Annotated in this window: 17 protein-coding genes; 12 read left to right on the plus strand and 5 right to left on the minus strand. The window is 70.8% G+C overall.

What is annotated here, in order from left to right; translation table 11 throughout:
• Window positions 1-103: 103 nt before the first annotated feature.
• Window positions 104-2,119, minus strand: coding sequence for an NADPH-dependent 2,4-dienoyl-CoA reductase (locus Q1K33_RS15405; protein ID WP_300405505.1), 2,016 nt, complete (start codon window positions 2,117-2,119; stop codon window positions 104-106).
• A complete protein-coding gene (locus Q1K33_RS15410) occupies window positions 2,116-2,646 on the minus strand; it encodes a PadR family transcriptional regulator (RefSeq protein ID WP_300405507.1) in 531 nt (176 codons plus the stop codon). Before Q1K33_RS15410 ends, Q1K33_RS15405 begins: the two co-directional genes overlap by 4 nt.
• A gap of 98 nt (window positions 2,647-2,744) precedes the next feature.
• On the opposite strand from Q1K33_RS15410, the gene Q1K33_RS15415 reads away from it, so the two are divergent.
• The 7 genes from Q1K33_RS15415 to Q1K33_RS15445 all read left to right on the plus strand — a co-directional run bounded on the left by Q1K33_RS15415 (window position 2,745) and on the right by Q1K33_RS15445 (window position 9,172).
• Window positions 2,745-3,638: a transporter substrate-binding domain-containing protein gene (locus Q1K33_RS15415; protein ID WP_300405509.1), complete on the plus strand. Its 894-nt coding sequence runs from the start codon at window positions 2,745-2,747 to the stop codon at window positions 3,636-3,638.
• Between the two features lie 16 nt (window positions 3,639-3,654).
• Window positions 3,655-4,503: an amino acid ABC transporter permease gene (locus tag Q1K33_RS15420; protein ID WP_300405511.1), complete on the plus strand. Its 849-nt coding sequence runs from the start codon at window positions 3,655-3,657 to the stop codon at window positions 4,501-4,503.
• The gene (locus Q1K33_RS15425; protein WP_300405513.1) at window positions 4,500-5,276 is read left to right on the plus strand and encodes an amino acid ABC transporter ATP-binding protein; all 777 of its coding nucleotides are present in this window, start codon (window positions 4,500-4,502) and stop codon (window positions 5,274-5,276) included. The genes Q1K33_RS15420 and Q1K33_RS15425 overlap by 4 nt, the downstream gene beginning before the upstream one ends.
• A gap of 64 nt (window positions 5,277-5,340) precedes the next feature.
• Window positions 5,341-6,528: a CaiB/BaiF CoA-transferase family protein gene (locus Q1K33_RS15430; RefSeq protein WP_300405515.1), complete on the plus strand. Its 1,188-nt coding sequence runs from the start codon at window positions 5,341-5,343 to the stop codon at window positions 6,526-6,528.
• A 73-nt stretch (window positions 6,529-6,601) separates the two neighbouring features.
• Window positions 6,602-8,047, plus strand: coding sequence for an NAD(P)/FAD-dependent oxidoreductase (locus Q1K33_RS15435; RefSeq protein ID WP_300405517.1), 1,446 nt, complete (start codon window positions 6,602-6,604; stop codon window positions 8,045-8,047).
• 116 nt (window positions 8,048-8,163) lie between these two features.
• Complete coding sequence (locus Q1K33_RS15440) at window positions 8,164-8,358, plus strand: CsbD family protein (protein WP_300405519.1); 195 nt, start codon at window positions 8,164-8,166, stop codon at window positions 8,356-8,358.
• Between the two features lie 121 nt (window positions 8,359-8,479).
• Window positions 8,480-9,172: a type II CAAX endopeptidase family protein gene (locus tag Q1K33_RS15445; protein ID WP_300405521.1), complete on the plus strand. Its 693-nt coding sequence runs from the start codon at window positions 8,480-8,482 to the stop codon at window positions 9,170-9,172.
• Between the two features lie 94 nt (window positions 9,173-9,266).
• On the opposite strand, the gene Q1K33_RS15450 is transcribed toward Q1K33_RS15445, so the two are convergent.
• Window positions 9,267-10,160, minus strand: a complete 894-nt coding sequence (locus Q1K33_RS15450) for an NAD(P)H-binding protein (RefSeq protein WP_300405523.1) — start codon at window positions 10,158-10,160, stop codon at window positions 9,267-9,269.
• A 247-nt stretch (window positions 10,161-10,407) separates the two neighbouring features.
• On the opposite strand from Q1K33_RS15450, the gene Q1K33_RS15455 reads away from it, so the two are divergent.
• From Q1K33_RS15455 to Q1K33_RS15465, 3 genes are all read left to right on the plus strand, one after another.
• Window positions 10,408-11,877 carry a DEAD/DEAH box helicase gene (locus Q1K33_RS15455; protein ID WP_300405525.1) on the plus strand — a complete coding sequence of 490 codons (1,470 nt, stop codon included), beginning with the start codon at window positions 10,408-10,410 and terminating at the stop codon, window positions 11,875-11,877.
• A 137-nt stretch (window positions 11,878-12,014) separates the two neighbouring features.
• Window positions 12,015-12,719: a redoxin domain-containing protein gene (locus Q1K33_RS15460; RefSeq protein ID WP_300405526.1), complete on the plus strand. Its 705-nt coding sequence runs from the start codon at window positions 12,015-12,017 to the stop codon at window positions 12,717-12,719.
• Window positions 12,720-12,733: 14 nt separating this feature from the next.
• A complete protein-coding gene (locus Q1K33_RS15465; protein WP_300405528.1) occupies window positions 12,734-13,564 on the plus strand; it encodes a cytochrome c biogenesis protein CcdA in 831 nt (276 codons plus the stop codon).
• An 18-nt stretch (window positions 13,565-13,582) separates the two neighbouring features.
• On the opposite strand, the gene Q1K33_RS15470 is transcribed toward Q1K33_RS15465, so the two are convergent.
• Complete coding sequence (locus Q1K33_RS15470; RefSeq protein WP_300405530.1) at window positions 13,583-14,314, minus strand: MerR family transcriptional regulator; 732 nt, start codon at window positions 14,312-14,314, stop codon at window positions 13,583-13,585.
• A 137-nt stretch (window positions 14,315-14,451) separates the two neighbouring features.
• On the opposite strand from Q1K33_RS15470, the gene Q1K33_RS15475 reads away from it, so the two are divergent.
• The gene (locus Q1K33_RS15475; protein WP_300405532.1) at window positions 14,452-15,663 is read left to right on the plus strand and encodes an acetyl-CoA C-acetyltransferase; all 1,212 of its coding nucleotides are present in this window, start codon (window positions 14,452-14,454) and stop codon (window positions 15,661-15,663) included.
• Between the two features lie 171 nt (window positions 15,664-15,834).
• Window positions 15,835-18,045, plus strand: coding sequence for a 3-hydroxyacyl-CoA dehydrogenase NAD-binding domain-containing protein (locus Q1K33_RS15480; RefSeq protein ID WP_300405534.1), 2,211 nt, complete (start codon window positions 15,835-15,837; stop codon window positions 18,043-18,045).
• 98 nt (window positions 18,046-18,143) lie between these two features.
• On the opposite strand, the gene Q1K33_RS15485 is transcribed toward Q1K33_RS15480, so the two are convergent.
• Entirely contained in the window at window positions 18,144-19,325 is a 1,182-nt protein-coding gene (locus Q1K33_RS15485; protein WP_300405536.1) for an alcohol dehydrogenase catalytic domain-containing protein, read from the minus strand.
• Window positions 19,326-19,367: the final 42 nt, after the last annotated feature.

A 19,367-nucleotide genomic window follows, 5' to 3' on the forward strand; every position in this document is an offset into this window, starting at 1 on the left:
CTTGACGGCGAGACCCGGTCGACTACGCGCGCGGGCGCCACACCAACCCCGAAGACGGGAGTCGGCCACGCGCGCGGGCGACACACCGTCCCGAAGAGCGCCGTCAGAGCGCCGCCACGACCTCGGTCCCCTGCTTGATCGCCCGCTTCGCGTCCAGCTCGGCGGCCACGTCGGCGCCGCCGACGACGTACCAGTCGGGGCGGGCGTCGCTGACCAGGTCGCGCACGGACTCCTGCCCGGCGCAGACGACGACGTGGTCCACCTCGACCAGCCGGTGCTCGCCGTCGACGGTGAGGTGCACCCCGGCGTCGTCGATCAGGTCGTACGTCGCTCCGCTGAGCTGCGTCACGCCCGACTGCTTCAGCACGGCCCGGTGGGCCCAGCCGGAGGTCTTGCCGAGGCCGACACCGATCGGGGTGGTCTTGCGCTGGATCAGCGTGACCTCGCGCTGAGGGGAGCGGGCCTTGCGCTCGGTGAGGCCGCCGGGGTGCACCGACGGGTCGCCGACGCCCCAGTGCGCCATCCAGTCGTCGGTGGTCTCGGCCGGGTCGTGGGTCAACCAGACGCTGACGTCGACGCCGATCCCGCCGGCGCCGATCACCGCGACGCGACGCCCGGGGACGACGCGGCCGGCGAGGACGTCGGCGTACGAGACCACGCTGGGGTGGTCGATCCCCGGGATCGCCGGCAGACGGGGGACGACGCCGCTGGCGACGATGACCTCGTCGTAGGCCGTCAGCGCCGCGTCGTCGGCCTCGGTGCCGAGTCGGACGTCGACGCCGAGCACGTCGAGGCGGCGCGTGTAGTAGCGCAGGGTGTCGGCGAAGTCCTCCTTGCCGGGCACGGCCATCGCCAGGCGGAACTGGCCGCCGAGCTCGGCGGACTTCTCGAACAAGGTCACCGCGAAGCCGCGCTCGGCCGCGGCCACGGCCGACGAGAGCCCGGCAGGACCTGCGCCGACGACGGCGACCGCCGCGGCGCGGCGGGTGCGGCCGAGGACCAGCGTGGTCTCGTGGCAGGCGCGCGGGTTGACCAGGCACGAGGCGCGCTTGTTGGAGAAGGTGTGGTCCAGGCAGGCCTGGTTGCAGGCGATGCAGGTGTTGATCTCGTCGCCGCGGTCGGCCATCGCCTTGGCGACGAAGTCCGGGTCGGCGAGCAGCGGGCGCGCCATCGAGACCAGGTCGGCCTGGCCGTCGGCGAGGATCGACTCGGCCAGCTCGGGGGTGTTGATCCGGTTGGAGGCGCACACCGGGACCGACACCTCGGCCTTGAGGCGCGCCGTCGCCTCGCGCCAGGCGCCGCGCGGGACCTGGGTGATGATCGTCGGGACGCGCGCCTCGTGCCAGCCGATGCCGGTGTTGAGCACCGTGACGCCGGCCTCCTCCAGCAGGTGGGCGAGGGTGACGACCTCGTCCCAGGTCTGACCGTCCTCGACGAGGTCGAGCAGCGAGATCCGGTAGATCAGCGGGAAGTCGGGTCCGACCTCCTCGCGCGCTCGCCGGACGACCTCGAGCGGGAAGCGCATCCGCTTCTCGGCGCTGCCGCCCCACGCGTCGGTGCGGTCGTTGGTGCGGGCGGCGAGGAACTGGTTGATCAGGTAGCCCTCGGAGCCCATGATCTCGACGGCGTCGTAGCCGGCCTTCTCGGCCAGGCCGACGGCGCGGGCGAAGTCGGAGGCCGTGCGGTCGACTCCTCGCGTCGACAGCGACCGTGGCTTGAAGAGGGAGATCGGGCTCTTGCGGTTGCTCGCCGAGACCACGAACGGGTGGTAGCCGTAGCGCCCGGCGTGCAGCACCTGCAACGCGATCGCGCCGCCCTCGTCGTGCACGGCGTCGGTGACCTCGCGGTGCCGCATCGCCTGGAGTCGTGTGGTCATCTCCGAGGCCAGCGGCTTGAGCCAGCCGCGCTTGTTGGGCGCGTAGCCGCCGGTCACGATCAGGCCGACGCCGCCACGGGCGCGCTCGGCGAAGAAGGCGGCAAGCTCGGGCAGGTGGCGACGGCTGTCCTCGAGCCCGGTGTGCATGGATCCCATGACGACGCGGTTGCGCAGCGTGAGGGAGCCGAGCGTGATCGGGTCGAGCAGGTGGGGGTACGGGCTCGTGGCGGGGGTGGTGGTCATGCGTGGGCCTCCAGGTACTCGCCGAGCCACGCGATCCAGGTCTCCTCGGTGAGGATCCCGCCGCGCAGCACGAGGTAGTGGTCGAGGTCGAGGCCGCTCAGGGCGGCCGGTTCGGGGTAGTCGCGCTTCATCAGCTGCCGGTAGTGGTCGAGTCGTACGGCGTGGTCGGCCAGGTGGGCGCGGACGACGTCCAGCACTGCGCCGCGGTCGCCGAAGCTGGCCCCCCGCATCTTCAGCGCGAGCTCGCTGCGCAGCCCGTCGGTGTGGGTCGGTCGACCCAGCCAGTCGGCGAGCGCCTCCTCGCCGAGCGCGGTGACGGCGTACACCTTCTTCTGCGGACGACCGACCTGGGCGACCTCGGTGACGCCGACCCAGCCGTCGCCGTCCATCCGGCCGAGCACCCGGTAGATCTGCTGGTGGGTGGCGCTCCAGAAGAAGCCGATCGAGCGCTCGAAGCGCTTGGCCAGCTCGAGACCGCTCGCCGGCTGCTCGCGCAGTGCGATGAGAAGGGCGTGCTCGAGGGCCATGCGGGAAGACTGCCACCCTATGCAACGAGTTGCAATACCTGTCCAGCGTCGGGCAGGACACACCGAAGCGCCCGGTTCCTGGCCCTACGATTCTCGACATGTCCCTGCGCCGCGCCCTGCTCGCCGTCCCCGCCCTCGCCCTCGCCGCCAGCGCCTGCGCACCGGTCGACGACGAGCCGACCGCCACCGACCCGGCCTCGGAGCCGACGGAGGGACTGCCGTCGGAGGAGTTCATCGACCCGTGCTCGCCCGAGGGCGCACCACTGGTGACCAGCGGCACCCTGACGATCGGCACCGACTCGCCGGCGTACGAGCCGTGGTTCGTCGACGACGACCCCACCAACGGCGAGGGCTTCGAGTCGGCGGTCGCCTACGCCGTGGCCGAGCAGCTCGGCTTCAGCGCCGACCAGGTCACCTGGGTGACGGTGCCGTTCAACACCTCCTACAAGCCGGGCGAGAAGGCCTTCGACTTCGACATCAACCAGATCTCGATCACCCCGGCCCGCGCCGAGGTCGTCGACTTCTCCGACGGCTACTACTCCGCCGCCCAGGCCGTCGTGGCGCTCGAGGGCACCGCCGGTGCGGAGGCCACGAGCCTGGCCGACCTCAGGGGCCTGCGACTCGGGGCCCAGACCGGCACCACCTCGCTGACCGCGATCCGCGACGTCATCCAGCCCGACACGGACCCGCTCGTCTTCGAGGACACCAACATCGCCAAGCAGGCGTTGAAGAACGACCAGGTCGACGCGATCCTCGCCGACCTGCCGACCGCGTTCTACATCAGCGCCGTCGAGATCGGCGGCTCGACGATCGTGGGGCAGTTCCAGGTCGAGGGCGATGCGGCCGAGGAGTTCGGGATGCTGTTCGAGAAGGGCTCCGCGCTGGTGCCCTGCGTCGACGACGCGCTCACCGCGCTCGAGGCCGACGGCACCCTCGCCGACATCGAGCAGCAGTGGCTCTCCGACGTCGTCGACGTGCCGACTCTCCCGTGACGGCACCCGCTCCCCGGTGAGCGCCTGGACCCCGAGCCCGCGCGAGCTCGAGCGGCGCGCCCTGCGTCAACGCTTGCGGCTGCGGTCGATCGCGATCGCGACCGTGGCCAGCCTCGCCTTCTTCGTCGCGGTCGGCGCCGCCCTGGTCACCTCGCCCGGCTGGCCGACGGTGAGGGCGACCTTCTTCAGCGTGGAGGACGCGAAGGCGTCGTTCCCCGCGATCCGCGACGGCTTCTGGCTCAACGTCAAGCTGTTCCTGCTCGCCGAGCCGCTGATCCTCGTGGTCGCGCTCGGCCTGGCCCTGGCCCGTCAGGCGCGCGCCGCGTGGCTCACCCCCCTCCGCGTGCTCGCGGTCGCCTACATCGACTTCTTCCGCGGTGTCCCGACGATCCTGCTCGTGCTGCTGCTCGCCTTCGGCATGCCGGCGCTCGGTCTCCAGGGTGTGCCCAACGGACTCTTCTTCTGGGCCCTGATGGCACTGGTGATCTCCTACAGCGCCTACGTCGCGGAGGTCTTCCGTGCCGGCATCGAGTCGATCCACCCCTCCCAGCTCGCCAGCGCCGACGCCCTCGGGCTCTCGCGTGCCCAGGCCATGCGGTTCGTGATCGTGCCGCAGGCCGTGCGTCGCGTCGTCCCGCCGCTGCTCAACGACTTCATCTCCCTGACCAAGGACACCGCCCTGGTCTCCAGCGTCGCGCTCTTCGACGCCGTCTTCAGCGCGCGCGACTACACGGCGTACAACTTCAACTTCACGCCGTACGTCGTGGTCTCACTCTTCTTCGTCGTGCTGACCGTGCCGATGGCGCGCGGCACCGACCACCTCCAGCGGCGCGCCATGCGGCGGGAGCGGGCGGGGGCGCTGTGACCGGATCAGCAGCGGAACGGCAGGCAGCCGGGACGCCGCTCCTCGAGGTGCTCGACGTCCGCAAGTCCTATGGCGACCGGCTCGTGCTCGACGACGTCTCGCTGAGCGTCCAGCCCCACGACGTCATCTGCCTCATCGGCTCGTCGGGGTCGGGCAAGTCCACCCTCCTGCGCTGCCTCGACCTGCTCGAGGAGATCGACGACGGCGTGATCCGTCTCGACGGCCGCGAGATCTCCGACCCGCTCGTCGACCAGCGCGAGGTGCGCGGCCGCATCGGCATGGTCTTCCAGGCCTACAACCTCTTCCCCCACCTGAGCGTGCTCGACAACTGCACCCTCGCCCCCCGCCGCGTGCACGGGCTGTCGCGCCCCGAGGCCGAGGAGCGGGCGCGCGACCTCCTCGCGACATTCGGTCTCGTCGACCACGTCGACAAGCACCCCGACCGGCTCTCCGGCGGTCAGCAGCAGCGGGTCGCGCTGGTGCGCGCCCTGTGCACCCGGCCCGACCTCCTGCTCCTCGACGAGATCACCGCGGCGCTCGACCCCGAGCTCGTCGGGGAGGTGCTCACGATCGTGCGCGACCTCGCCGAGCGCGGCACCACGATGATCCTGGCGACCCACGAGATGAGCTTCGCCCGCGAGGTCGCCACATCGGTCTGCTTCCTCTCCGAGGGACGGATCCTCGAGCAGGGCCCGCCGGCCGAGATCTTCAGCGAGCCGCGGGAGGAGCGGACGCGCCAGTTCTTGCGTCGGGTGCTGCCGCCGTCCGGGTGAGATGACGCGCCCGCTGCCGAGGGACCCCTCCCACCGTGACAGTGGAACTGGCAGTATCCGCTCCATGAGCGCAGATGACACCAGCACCGTCCAGCTCGGCCAGGTCGTCCTGGGGCAGGGCACCGGGCCCCTCAAGGGCGTCAAGGTCGTGGAGATCGCCGGCATCGGCCCCGGGCCGCACGCGTGCATGATCCTGGCCGACCTCGGCGCCGACGTGATCCGCGTCGAGCGCCCCGGAGGCCAGGCGCTCGCCGGCGGCAAGCAGATGCTGCTCAACCGGGGGCGGCCCAGCGTCGCGCTCGACCTCAAGAACCCCGAGGCGACCCAGGTCGTCCTCGACCTCGTCCAGGACGCCGACGTCGTCATCGAGGGGATGCGACCCGGCGTCACCGAGCGCCTCGGTCTCGGTCCCGACGACTGCCTGGCGGTCAACCCCCGCATCGTCTACGGCCGGATGACCGGCTGGGGTCAGACCGGCCCGCTCGCCCAGGCCGCTGGGCACGACATGAACTACATCGCGATCACCGGCACCCTCTTCGGCCTCGGCCAGGACAAGGCCCGGCCCCACTTCCCGGCCAACCTGGTCGGTGACTTCGGCGGCGGATCGACGTACCTCGTCATCGGCATCCTCGCCGCGCTCCTGGAGTCGAAGGTCTCCGGTCGGGGCCAGGTCGTCGACGCCGCGATCGTGGACGGCACCGCCCACCTCAACGCCATGACGGCGGCCTTCCTGGCCTCGGGTGGCTACCAGGAGGAGCGGGCCGCCAACATGCTCGACGGCGGCATCCCCTTCTACGACATCTACGAGACCTCCGACGGGCTGCACCTGTCGGTCGGCGCCCTGGAGCCGCAGTTCTTCGACGCCCTCGTCACCATCCTGGGCGTCAAGGACACCTGCCCGGGACAGGCCGACCTGGGGGAGTACGACGAGATGCGCCGGATCTTCACCGAGACCTTCGCATCCAAGACCCAGGCCGAGTGGATCGAGATCTTCGAGGGCACCGACGCCTGCGTGGCCGGCATCATCCCGATGACCCAGGCCTTCGAGCACCCCCATCTCGCGACCCGCGGGACCTTCGTCGAGGCGCACGGGATGACCCAGCCGGCGCCGGCCCCGCGCTTCTCGCGCACCGAGGCGACGATCTCGACGCCTCCGCCGGGCACGGGCGAGCACACCCGTGCGGCGCTGAGGGCCTGGGGTGTCGACGACGTCGAGGGCCTGATCGAGCGGGGCGTAGCCGTCCAGGCCTGAGGGGTCGCGCGGGCGCCGGCCGGCGCAAGCCCACCTATTGAATATCCGTCAACAGGTGGGATACCGTCCTGCCATGACTGAAATCGAGCACGTCGACGTCCTCATCGTCGGCGCGGGCCTGAGCGGCATCGGCGCCGCCTGCCAGCTGAAGACCGGCCACCCCGACCGCAGCATCGCCATCCTCGAGGCGCGCGAGGCCAGCGGCGGCACCTGGGACCTCTTCCGCTACCCGGGGATCCGCTCGGACTCCGACATGTTCACCTTCGGCTACCGCTGGCGGCCGTGGCCCAGCGACACCGCGCTGGCCGACGGTGACCTGATCCTCGACTACGTGCGCACCGTCGCCGAGGAGTACGACGTCGACAAGCTCATCCGCTACCGCTACCGGGTGACCGCGGCCGACTGGGACTCCGCGACCGCGCGGTGGACCGTGCAGATCGACCACGACGGGGCGCCGATCACCATGACGGCGAGCTTCCTGTGGGGCTGCACCGGCTACTACGACTACGAGGAGGGCCACGCCCCGGTCTTCCCCGGCGCCGACGACTTCGAGGGCGAGCTGGTCCACCCCCAGTTCTGGCCCGAGGACCTCGACTACGCCGGCAAGAACGTCGTGGTCATCGGCTCCGGCGCCACCGCGGTGACCTTGGTGCCGTCGATGTCCCCGACGGCCGGTCACGTCACGATGCTGCAGCGCACGCCGACGTACATCCTCCCGCAGCCGGGCACCGACTCGTGGGCCAAGCTCCTCGCCCCGCTCCCGGACGCGCTCGCCTACCCCATCGTGCGCTGGAAGAACGTCCTGCGCCTGGTCGCCAGCTACCAGCTCGCGCGCCGCTTCCCGGCGCAGTCCAAGGCGATGGTGCGCAGGTTCACCGAGCGCCAGCTCCCCGAGGGCACGTCGTACGACGAGCACTTCCAGCCGCCGTACAACCCCTGGGACCAGCGCCTGTGCGTCGTGCCCAACAGCGACCTCTTCCGGGCGCTGCGCTCGGGCAAGGCCGACATCGTCACCGACACCATCGAGACCTTCACCCGGACCGGGATCCGGCTCACGTCGGGACAGGAGCTCGCCGCCGACGTCATCATCAGCGCGACGGGCCTCAAGCTGAAGCTCTTCGGCGGGATCGCGCTCACCGTCGACGGCGTCGTGCAGGAGCCGACCGACCAGATGACCTACAAGGGTCTGATGGTCAGCGGCTTGCCCAACTTCGTCTTCACCATCGGCTACACCAACGCGTCGTGGACGCTGAAGGCAGACCTGGTCGGGGAGTACGTCGTCCGGTTGCTGTCGCACATGGACCGCACCGGCTCGCGCAGCGTGGTCCCCGTCCGGGACCCGGAGGTCGGCGAGCGGCCGTTCATGGATCTCGCGTCGGGCTACATCCAGCGCGCTCTGGACGGACTGCCCCGCCAGGGCGACCGGGCGCCCTGGATGCTCAAGCAGAACTACCTCGTCGACATCCGCACCATCCGGCGCGACGCGATCGACGACGATGTGTTGAGCTTCACGGCCTGAACCACGCCTGGACGCCGCCCGTCACCCCGACGGGCGATGTCCGGCGCTCGCGTGCGTGGTTCATTGAGGGAAGAGGCGCCGATCGGCGTCGCTGAGACGTCACACAGGAGGTTCCCATGGGACTCGACGACAAGATCAGCAACAAGGCCCAGGACGCACAGGGCAAGGTCAAGGAAGGCACCGGCTCGGCTGTCGGCAACGAGAGCCTCGAGGCCGAGGGCAAGGGCGACCAGGCCGAGTCCTCGGTCAAGCAGGGCGTCGAGAAGGTCAAGGACGCAGCCAAGGACCTCAAGGACGGCCTGACCAAGTAGCCCTCCACGACAGTGGCCGGACCTGATGGTCCCCAGAAGTAGACCACCCCTCGCCGGTAGCGTTCTCCGGCGAGGGGTTGTTGTGTCTCGTGGAGAGCAACACGGAGTCGGGGGTGAACCCGTGGTGAGGCAGTGGATCGAACGGTCGCTGTGGGACGTCGTCCCGCGCGACCATCGGCAGAGCGCCCGCGACCTGCGCCGCCGACAGGTCGTCACGGCCTCCTTCGTCGTGCTCGGCGCGATCGTGCTGGGCATCCTGCTGCGCCTGGATCAGGGCAGCACCGAGTTCGTGGTGTTCTCGCTGGTCCTAGCCGCGGTCTGGACCGTCGGCGCCTTCGCCTCGGGGCCGCTGCACCTCGGACGGATCGCCCGCCACGACCTGCACCACCGGCCGGTGCTCCAGCCGCTGGTCCTGGGGGCGGCGCTGGCCGGGATCTTCGTCCTCGGCGCGCTGGTGGTGCGGGAGATCCCCTGGCTGGCCGACCAGGTCCGCGGCGTGCTCGGCTTCGCCACCGAGGGCTACCTGCCCGTCCTGGTCCTGGTGACCGCCGTCAACGGCGTCGCCGAGGAGCTCTTCTTCCGGGGCGCCGCGTACGCCGCGATCACCCGGCGCCCCGTCGTGTGGACGACGGTGGCCTACACGATCGCGACCCTGGCCACCGGCAACGTGATGCTCGCCTTCGCGGCCGTCCTGCTCGGCGTGCTCGTCGGGCTGCAGCGTCGCGCCTCCGGCGGGATCCTCGCGCCGATCATCACCCACTGCACGTGGTCGCTGACGATGCTGTTCGCGCTGCCGGTCATCTTCGGCGTCTGATCACGACGGCGAAGCCGGCGTCATCGATGCTGGTCGAGCCGCGACGGAGCGTGTCGAGACCCGGTGCGGGCTGAAGCCTCGTTGCACCGGTTCCTCAGTCCTTGGCTCCGCCCTCCTCGACCGCCAGGCGCACCGCCTCGACGTACGTCATCGGCTCGCCGGGGACCAGGTCGAGGATCGTCTCGTCGCGCACGACGACCTCGGTCGCCATCGAGTCGATGAGGTTCTTGGCCGTGGTCGTGTCGACGTCGGTCACGAACGCGATCCAGTGCGACGACAGCGACGGCGTGAGCACCGGGACGGTCACGATCGGCACGCGCCGACCGGTCATCACCTCGGCGGCCTGCTGCATCATCTCCAGGTAGGTCAGCTGGTCGCTGCCGCCGATCTCGAGGACCTTCCCGACGGCAGCCTCGAGCCCGATCACCCCGTCCAGGTAGCGGATCACGTCGTCGACGGCGATCGGCTGGGTCAGGGTGTTGACCCACTTCGGCACCACCATGGCCGGCAGGTTCTTCACCAGCTGGCGGGTGATCTCCCACGAGATGCCCCCGGCCCCGACGACGATCGCGGCCCGCAGCACGGTGACCGGGACGCCTGCCTCGCCCAGCTTGCCCTCCACCTCGCGTCGCGAGCGCAGGTGCGGCGACAGGTCGTCCCCCTCCTCGCCGAGGCCGCCGAGGTAGACGATCTGTCGGACGCCGGCGGCAGCCGCCGCCTTGCCGAAGGACACCGCGGCCTCGGCGTCCTTGCGCTCGAAGTCGTCGTCGTCGAGGGAGTGCACCAGGTAGACCGCGACGTCGGCGCCCTCCAGGGCTGCCTCCAGGCTCTCGGGGTCGTGGACGTCTCCGGCGACCCCGGTGCCGGGTCCGTCGTACGACTCGGGACGGCGGGTCATGGCGCGGACGTCGAGACCACGCTCGACGAGGACTGGCACGAGACGACGGCCGACGAATCCGGTGGCGCCGGTGACCAGGACGGTGCTCATCCTCACACCCTAGGCGAGCGCGGGGATGCGTGGCTTCACCCGCAATTGCAGTAGGTTTGTCGACAGAGCCCGGCCAGTCTTGCCGCCGGCTCCCGCGCAGATCCCCAGCATCACCAGGGGACCCCGGCGCCCCTCGCAACGAGGGCATTGCTTACCCGATCCCGCCGCCGGCGGGACAGCTGGCGAGACACACACAGTTAGTGATGTCGCCGTGACTTCAGCATCTTCCATTTCCAGCTTCTCCGACGTGCGCCTGCCCGACTCGCTCGTGCGAGTCCTCACCGAGCAGGGCATCACCGTCCCGACGCCGATCCAGGCCGCCACCCTCCCGGACTCGCTCGCCGGTCGGGACGTCCTCGGCCGTGGCCGCACCGGCTCCGGCAAGACCTACGCCTTCCTGCTTCCGGTCGTGGCCCGGCTCCTCGACTCCAGCCTTCCCGCCATGCCGGGCAAGCCGCGGGCGCTGATCCTGGCCCCCACCCGCGAGCTGGTCGGGCAGATCCACGAGGCGCTCAAGCCACTGGCCAAGGCCGCCGGTCTGTCGACGATGACCATCTTCGGTGGCGTCGGCCAGAACCCGCAGGTCACCGGTCTCCGCAAGGGCGCCGACATCGTGCTGGCCTGCCCGGGCCGCCTCGAGGACCTCATCCAGCAGGGCCACTGCCGCCTGGACGCCATCGAGGTGACGGTGCTCGACGAGGCCGACCACATGGCCGACCTCGGCTTCCTGCCCGCCGTACGGCGTCTGCTCTCCGCGACGCCGAGCAGCGGCCAGCGTCTGCTCTTCTCGGCCACGCTCGACAACGCGATCGACGTGCTGGTGAAGAAGTTCCTCAGCTCGCCGGTCGTGCACGAGGCAGACTCGGCCCAGTCGCCGGTCGCCACGATGGACCACCACGTGCTGCACCTGACCCGCGAGAACCGCCTGCCGGTGCTGGTCGACCTCACCTCGGCCCCGGGCCGCACGGTCGTCTTCACCCGCACCAAGCACGGCGCCAAGGCGCTGGCTCGTCAGCTCAACAAGAACGGCGTGCCCTCCGTCGACCTGCACGGCAACCTGAGCCAGAACGCCCGCACCCGCAACATGGACGCCTTCCACTCGGGCAAGGCCACGACGCTCGTCGCCACCGACATCGCCGCTCGCGGCATCCACGTCGACGACGTCGCCCTGGTCGTGCACGCGGACCCGCCCACCGAGCACAAGGCCTACCTGCACCGCTCGGGTCGTACGGCGCGTGCCGGTGCCTCGGGCACCGTCATCACGCTGATGACCGACGAGCAGGTGCGCGACGTGCGAGCCCTGACCCGCGCGGCCGGGATCAAGCCCACGACGACGCGCGTCGACGGAGCCAAGCACCCCGTCCTCGTGCAGCTCGCCCCCGGTGAGCGCACCCTCACCCCCGGTGGCCTCGAGATCGAGGTGCCGACCCAGCCGCAGCGCGGCTCGGGCTCCGGGTCGGGTGGCTCGGCACGCAAGCCCGGCGGCGGTGGCGGCGGTCGTCGCAGCCGCGGCGGCCAGGGCGGCGGCGGTCGCTCCTCCGGCGGTGGCCAGCGCTCCGGCGGTGGCCAGGCCAAGCAGGGCGGCCCCGCCTCGGGCTCCGGCGGTGGCCAGGCCAAGCAGGGCGGCAACCGCAACCGGCGTCGCGGTGCCGGCACGTCGGCATCGTCCTCGGGTGGCGGCCACAGCGCGGCCTCCTTCTCGTCCGGTCGCCGCTGACCCGTCACACATGGCGGACGGGTCGGCGTCGTTCGCGCTGACCCGTCACACATGGCAGACGGGTCGGCGGTGAAGCGTAAGGAATCGACAAGGTGTGCACGGGCACGCTGGTGCTCAGCGCCAGGCATGCTGAGGAAGTGACCTCTCGAGTGCAGCACCCCGAGTCCCACCCGAGTCGCCGGTATGCCGGCGCGGCGATACGCCCCGCCGTGCTGGGTGTGGTCGCCGCGCTGGCTCTCGCTGCGTGCGGGGGAGCCGAGGTGGCCGACGGGAGCGATCCGGCAGCGTCCGGCGCCTCGCGGACGGAGTCGCCCTCCGCACCGGCGAGCCCGGCCGAGTCCTCCTCGTCCGAGACCGGATCCACCACGTCCGGCAAGGGCGGCGAGGGCGCCAAGGGCGCCAAGTCGCAACAGAGCGAGGGTCCCGCTCCCGAGACCGTCGTGCCGGCGGCCTTGCAGTTCCAGGCGACCACGGTCTCCGGTGATGCCTTCGACGGTGCCTCGGTGGCGGGTCGCCCGGTCGTGCTGTGGTTCTGGGCTCCCTGGTGCGCCGTGTGCAAGAGCCAGGTCCCGACGGTGACCGGTCTCGTCGACCAGTACGGCGACGACGTCGCGTTCGTCGGGGTCGGCGGACTCGACGGCACCGACGCGATCAGGGCCTTCGCCGACGACGTGCCCGGACTCACGCACCTGAGCGACCCCAGCGGGGACCTCTACCAGCGCTTCGGGATCTCCGAGCAGTCCTCGTTCGTCGTCCTCGACGCCGCGGGTGGCGAGGCACTGCGCACCGGCTACGCCGACGACGACGCGCTCTCCGCCGTGGTCGCCGACGTCGCCGGCTGACCCACCGCGCGACAGTGGACACCGCCGCGCTGACCCTGGCCTTCACCGCCGGTGGTCTGGCCGCCCTCAACCCCTGTGGCTTCGCGCTGCTCCCGGCGTACCTCTCGCTGGTGGTGCTGCCGCAGGAGTCCGCCATCGCAGTTGCCTCCCCGACGCCGGGGGCCGCCTCGAGCGGCGGCGCCACGATGACCGCCGTACGGCGCTCCGGGGCCGCGGTCTCCCGCGCGGTGGTCGCGACCCTGCTGATGACGGCCGGCTTCGTGCTCGTCTTCGGTGCCTTCGGGCTGCTGGTGCAGCCGCTGGCCAGCGGGGTGCAGGAGTACCTGCCCTACGTGACCGCTGCGACCGGCGTGCTCCTCGCGGCGGTGGGCGGCTACCTCGTGTCGGGCCGCGAGGTCCGGCTCCCGGCGATCCATCTGCGGCGCGCCGCGGGCAACGGCGCCCTCGCGACCTTCGGGTACGGCGTGGTCTACGCCGTCGCCTCCTTGACCTGCACCGTGGGACCGTTCCTCGCGATCGTGGTGACGAGCCTGCGCAGCGACGAGTTCGTCGACGGCCTGGCGTTGTTCGTCACCTACGCGGCGGGGATGGGCGCCGTCGTCGGTGTCGCCGCGGTGGCGGTCGCGCTCGCCTCGGGCGCCTTCGTCGGTGGCCTGCGCAAGGCGGGGCAGTGGCTCCCGCCGGTCACCGGCGCGCTCCTGCTCGCCGTCGGCCTGTACGTCGCCTGGTACGGCGTGTGGGAGGTGCGGGTGCTCGGCGGGGCCGACCCGGCGGACCCGATCGTCGACACGGCCCTGCAGGTCCAGCGCTGGCTCACCGAGCGCGTGCGGGCGGTGCTTCCCTGACGTCGACAGCGCGCCGGGTCAGCGCAGCGTGCGCGAGGCGATCCGAGCGGCGCGGGCGACGGCGTTCTCGTAGGCCGTCACGAGTCCGCCGACGGCCAGTGGCTTGAGCCGTTCCATCACGGCCTGGAACCGATGGAAGTCGCCCGACTCGTAGCGCGGCGCCAGCTGCTCGGCGATGAGCACGTGCAGCTCCTCGGCCATCTGCCGGCCATGATCGAGGTAGATCGCCCGGGCCGCCTCGGCGACCTCGCGCGGGAACCCGAGCTCGAGGAGCTGGACGCCGACGCCCAGTTGCGTGCGTGCGACGAGGAATCGGTCCTCGCGCACGCGCACGATGCCGAGCGCCACCAGGGTGGCGATGTCCTGGTCACTCAGGGGGCGACCTGCCCGCAGGTCGAGCTCGGAGCGCTCCATGTCGACCGGCAGGTCCGACTGCCAGGGGGCCAGCATGGTGCGGGCCAGCGCGATGTCCTCGGGCTCGGCGTCCTCGGGCAGGGCGCTGACGTAGCGCTCGATGGCGGCCAACGTGAAGCCGTGGGCCTGCAGCTCCTGGACGAGTTCGAGGCGGGCGACGTGCTCGGCGGTGTAGTAGCCGGATCGTCCCTGGCGGAGCGGGGGCGGGACCAGTCCGCGCGAGGTGTAGAAGCGCACGTTGCGCACGCTGAGGCCGACTCGGGCGGTCAGCTCGTCGAGGGTGAGGAGGTCTTCGGGGGTCGCCTCGTGCCCGTGCCGCTCACCCGCCTGGCTCACCACGTGACTCCGATCACTGTTCGACCACCCTTGACGATGATGACAGTATTGGTGTCACAATCGTGGGAGGCAAGGCGCCCCATGCGCGGCGCCCACCCGCATCCACCCGCATCCACTCCCAGCTCAAGGACGAGGTCATGGCAGAAGCATTCGTGTACGACCACCTGCGCACTCCGCGCGGCAAGGGCAAGGCCAACGGATCGCTCCACGAGGTCAAGGCCGTCGACCTGATGGTCGGGCTCCTCGACGAGGTCCGCAAGCGCAACCCCGACCTGGATCCCGCACGCGTGGACGACGTCGTGCTCGGGGTCGTCTCGCCCATCGGCGAGCAGGGTGGCGACATCGCCAAGACCGCCGCCCTCGCGGCCGGCTACCCCGACACCGTGGCGGGCGTCCAGCTCAACCGCTTCTGCGCCTCGGGCCTCGAGGCCGTCAACCAGGCCGCCGGCCGGATCCGCGGCGGCATGGAGGACCTGATCCTCGCCGGCGGCGTCGAGTCGATGTCCAACGTCGCCATGGGCTCCGACGGCGGCGCCTGGGCGCAGGACCCGGCCACCGCGCTCACCACGGGCTTCGTGCCGCAGGGCATCGGCGCCGACCTGATCGCCACGATCGAGGGCTGGAGCCGTGAGGACGTCGACGCCTACGCCGCCGAGTCGCACCACCGCGCCGCGAAGGCGTGGGCCAACGGCTACCACGCCAACTCGGTCATCCCCGTCACCGACCTCAACGGCCTGACCGTCCTCGACACCGACGAGACGATCCGCCCCGACACCTCCGTCGAGGGCCTCGCCGGGCTCAAGCCCAGCTTCGCCCAGATCGGCAAGGACGCCGGCTTCGACGACGTCGCCCTGGAGAAGTACCACTGGCTGGAGAAGATCGATCACGTCCACCACGCCGGCAACTCCTCGGGCATCGTCGACGGCGCCGCCCTGATGGCGATCGGCACCGAGGCGATCGGCTCCGAGCTGAGCCTCACCCCTCGCGCCCGGATCATCTCGATGGCCGTCTCCGGTGCCGACCCGACGATCATGCTGACCGGTCCGGCCCCCGCCGCCCGCAAGGCGCTCGGCAAGGCCGGCCTCGAGGTCAAGGACATCGACCTCTTCGAGATCAACGAGGCCTTCGCCGCCGTCGCGATGCGCTTCATGCGCGACATGGGCATCTCCGACGAGATCACGAACGTCAACGGCGGCGCGATCGCGATGGGTCACCCGCTCGGCGCGACCGGCGCGATGATCCTCGGCACCCTGATCGACGAGCTCGAGCGCCGCGATCAGAAGCGCGGCCTCGCCACGCTCTGCGTCGGCGGAGGCATGGGCATCGCGACTGTGGTGGAACTTGTCTGACCGAGCTTGCGAGGTCTGACGAAGCTTCACCACACCAAGCGGTGGGTTGAGCAAGCGACGCGACCGAGCTTGCGAGGTCGCACGAGCGCGACGAAACCTAGTGAGCCGAGACGCAGCCGCAACCCCCTGCCGTACCCCACACACTTATCGAAGGACAGGAACCCACCACGCATGAGCACCGCCGCACCTGAGACGACCACGTCGGTCCGCTACGACAAGGACGCCGACAACATCGTCACCCTGACGTTGGACGACCCCAATCAGTCGGCCAACACGATGAACCAGCTCTACATCGACTCCATGAAGGCGGCCGTCGACCAGCTCGAGGACGAGCTCGCCGCCGACCCGGACTCCGTCGCCGGAGTCGTCATCGCCAGCGCGAAGAAGACCTTCTTCGCCGGCGGCGACCTCAAGGGCATGGTCCAGGCCGGACCGGACGACGCCGCCTCGGTCTTCGCCATGTCGGAGAACGTCAAGGCCGCCCTGCGCCGCCTCGAGCTGCTCCCCAAGCCGGTCGTGGCCGCCATCAACGGCGCCGCGCTCGGTGGCGGCTTCGAGATCTGCCTGGCCGCCCAGTACCGCATCGCTGTCGACGACCCCAAGGTCACCGTGGGCCTGCCCGAGTCCAGCCTGGGCCTGCTGCCCGGCGGCGGCGGGGTCACCCGGATGGTGCGCAAGTTCGGCCTCCAGGCCGGGCTGATGGACTTCCTCCTCACCGGCGCGCAGTTCAAGGCGGGCGCGGCCAAGGGCAAGGGGCTCATCGACGAGCTCGTCGCCACCCAGGACGAGCTGGTCCCGGCCGCCAAGGCGTGGATCAAGGCCAACCCCGAGGCGACGCAGAACCCCTGGGACGCCCCCGGCTACAAGATGCCCGGCGGCAACCCCAAGTCGCCGGCACTGGCGAGCTTCCTCCCGGCCTTCCCGGCGTTGCTGCGCAAGCAGACCAAGGGCGCGGTCTACCCCGCCGCCCGCGCAATCCTGAGCGCGGCCGTCGAGGGCGCCAGCCGCGACTTCGACACCGCCTCGCGGATCGAGTCGCGCTACCTGACGAACCTGATCGTCAACCAGGGCTCGAAGAACATGATCCAGGCGTTCTTCTTCGACCTGCAGGCGATCAACGCCGGCACCGAGCGTCCGCAGGGCATCGAGCCCTACCGCGCCGTCAAGGTCGGCGTCCTCGGCGCCGGCATGATGGGCGCGGGCATCGCCTACTCCTGCGCCCGCGCGGGCATGGAGGTCGTGCTCAAGGACGTCTCGCAGGAGAACGCCGACAAGGGCAAGGCCTACTCGGAGAAGCTCAACGCCAAGGGCGTCAGCCGCGGCAAGCTCACCGAGGAGAAGTCGGCCGAGATGCTGGGCCGGATCACGCCGACCGCTGACCCGGCGGACCTGACCGGCTGCGACCTGGTCATCGAGGCCGTCTTCGAGGACCCGGCTCTCAAGGCCAAGGTGTTCGCCGAGATCATGCCGTTCGTCAACGACGACGCGCTGCTCTGCTCCAACACCTCGACCCTGCCGATCACCGAGCTCGCCGAGGGCGTCGACCGCCCCGCCGACTTCATCGGCCTGCACTTCTTCTCCCCCGTGGACAAGATGCCGCTGGTCGAGATCATCAAGGGCAAGGAGACCTCCGAGAAGGCGCTCGCCATGGCCTTCGACGTCGTCCAGCAGATCAAGAAGACCCCGATCGTCGTCAACGACAGCCGTGGCTTCTACACCTCGCGCGTCATCGGCACCCAGGTCATGGAGGGCCTGGCCATGCTGGCCGAGGGCTGCTACCCGATGTCGATCGAGCGGGCCACGACGCAGGCGGGCTACCCCGTCGGCGTGCTGCAGCTGACCGACGAGCTCAACATGGAGCTGATGGCCAAGATCGAGAAGGCCTCCAAGGACGCCGCCGAGCGCGACGGCACGCCGTACACGACCCACCCGGGCGTGCCCGTCATCGCGAGGATGATCGAGCTCGGGCGCTCCTCGCGCCTGGTCGGCAAGGGCTTCTTCGAGTACGCCGAGGGCAAGCGCGGCTCGCTGTGGGCCGGCCTGAAGGACGAGTTCCCGATCGCCGAGACCCAGATCCCGTTCGAGGACATGAAGGACCGGATGCTCTTCGCCGAGGCGCTCGAGACGGCCAAGTGCTTCGAGGAGGGCGTGGTCACCTCGGCGGCAGCCGCCAACATCGGCTCCATCATGGGCATCGGCTTCCCGCCGATGACCGGTGGTGCCGCGCAGTTCATGACCGGCTACGAGGGCACCGACGGCGAGATCGGCCTGTCGGCCTTCGTCAAGCGCGCCGACGAGCTGGCCGAGGCGTACGGCGAGCGGTTCGCGCCCACCGCCTGGCTGCGCGACCTCGCCGCGTCAGGTGGCTCGTTCCCGAGCTGACGACCTGACACGTCGCGGCCACGTCGAACGGCGCCCACCCCGCATCCGGGTGGGCGCCGTTCGAGGGTCACGGGCGGGCCCGACGACGAAGGCCGACGTCAGGGGGTGAAGACCACCTTGACCATGCCGTCCTGCTTGTCGCGGAACGACGCGTAGGCCTGCGGCGCCTCCGACAGCGGGAGCCGGTGGGTGGCGAAGGACTCCGTGCCCAGGGGATCGCTGTCGTCGACGAGCAGCGGGAGGATGTCGTCGGTCCAGCGCCGGACGTTGGCCTGGCCCATCCGCAGCTGCACCTGCTTGTCGAACATCTGCATGAGGGGCATCGGGTCCGCAGCGCCGCCGTAGACGCCGAGCACCGAGACCGTGCCGCCGCGTCGGACGGCGTCGACCGCGCTGTGCAGGGCGGCGAGCCGGTCGAAGCCGGCCTTGAGCATCAGGGGCTCGGCCACCGCGTCGGGCAGGAGGCCCACCGCCTTGATGAGCTTCTCCGCCACCGGGTTGCCGTGGGCCTCCATGCCGACGGCGTCGATCACCGCGTCGGCCCCGCGCCCGGCGGTGCGGGAGCGCACCTCCTCGGCGAGGTCGTCGACCGCGTCGATGTCGATGGTCTCGGCCCCGCGGGCGCTGACTCGCGCGAGCCGCTCGGGGACCCGGTCCGCGACGATCACCCGGCGTCCGGCGTGCATCGCGATCCGAGCGGCCATGTCGCCGATCGGACCGGCGCCGAGCACGAGCAGCGTGCCACCGTCGGGGACGTCGGCGTACTGCACCCCCTGCCAGGCGGTGGGGAGCACGTCGGAGAGGTAGACGAAGCGGTCGTCGGAGGGCCCCACCGGCACCTTCACGGGAAGGAAGTCGGCGAACTGGACACGGAGGTACTCCGCCTGCCCGCCGGTGACCTGGCCGTAGAGCTTGCTGAAGCCGAGGAGGCTCGCGCCGGTTCCCTGGTCACGGTTCTGGGTGGTCTCGCACTGGCTGTGCAGTCCCTGGCCGCACATCCAGCACGAGCCGCAGCTCACGTTGAACGGGACGACCACCCGGTCGCCGACCTTGAGGTCCTGCACCTGGCTGCCGACCTCCTCGACGATCCCCATCGGCTCGTGGCCGACCACGTCACCGGGGGTCATGAAGGGGGAGAGCGGCTCATAGAGGTGCAGGTCGGAGCCGCACAACCCCGTCGTGGTCACCCGGATCACAGCATCTGTCGGGTCGATGATCTTGGCATCCGGGACGTCCTGCACCGCTACCTTGCGGGGCGCCTGCCATGTCACTGCCTTCATGGTGCTTCCTCCAGACATCTCGGAACCGGCCGAGCGCCGGCT

This window comes from Nocardioides sp. (assembly GCF_029937575.1).
Classification (GTDB): domain Bacteria; phylum Actinomycetota; class Actinomycetes; order Propionibacteriales; family Nocardioidaceae; genus Nocardioides.

Excerpts from the sequence above, each read along its gene's own strand:
- Q1K33_RS15405 (WP_300405505.1), bottom strand. The coding sequence starts at position 2,119 with ATGACCACCACCCCCGCCACGAGCCCGTACCCCCACCTGCTCGACCCG.
- Q1K33_RS15410 (WP_300405507.1), bottom strand. The coding sequence starts at position 2,646 with ATGGCCCTCGAGCACGCCCTTCTCATCGCACTGCGCGAGCAGCCGGCG.
- Q1K33_RS15415 (WP_300405509.1), top strand. The coding sequence starts at position 2,745 with ATGTCCCTGCGCCGCGCCCTGCTCGCCGTCCCCGCCCTCGCCCTCGCC.
- Q1K33_RS15430 (WP_300405515.1), top strand. The coding sequence starts at position 5,341 with ATGAGCGCAGATGACACCAGCACCGTCCAGCTCGGCCAGGTCGTCCTG.
- Q1K33_RS15435 (WP_300405517.1), top strand. The coding sequence starts at position 6,602 with ATGACTGAAATCGAGCACGTCGACGTCCTCATCGTCGGCGCGGGCCTG.
- Q1K33_RS15440 (WP_300405519.1), top strand. The coding sequence starts at position 8,164 with ATGGGACTCGACGACAAGATCAGCAACAAGGCCCAGGACGCACAGGGC.
- Q1K33_RS15450 (WP_300405523.1), bottom strand. The coding sequence starts at position 10,160 with ATGAGCACCGTCCTGGTCACCGGCGCCACCGGATTCGTCGGCCGTCGT.
- Q1K33_RS15475 (WP_300405532.1), top strand. The coding sequence starts at position 14,452 with ATGGCAGAAGCATTCGTGTACGACCACCTGCGCACTCCGCGCGGCAAG.
- Q1K33_RS15480 (WP_300405534.1), top strand. The coding sequence starts at position 15,835 with ATGAGCACCGCCGCACCTGAGACGACCACGTCGGTCCGCTACGACAAG.
- Q1K33_RS15485 (WP_300405536.1), bottom strand. The coding sequence starts at position 19,325 with ATGAAGGCAGTGACATGGCAGGCGCCCCGCAAGGTAGCGGTGCAGGAC.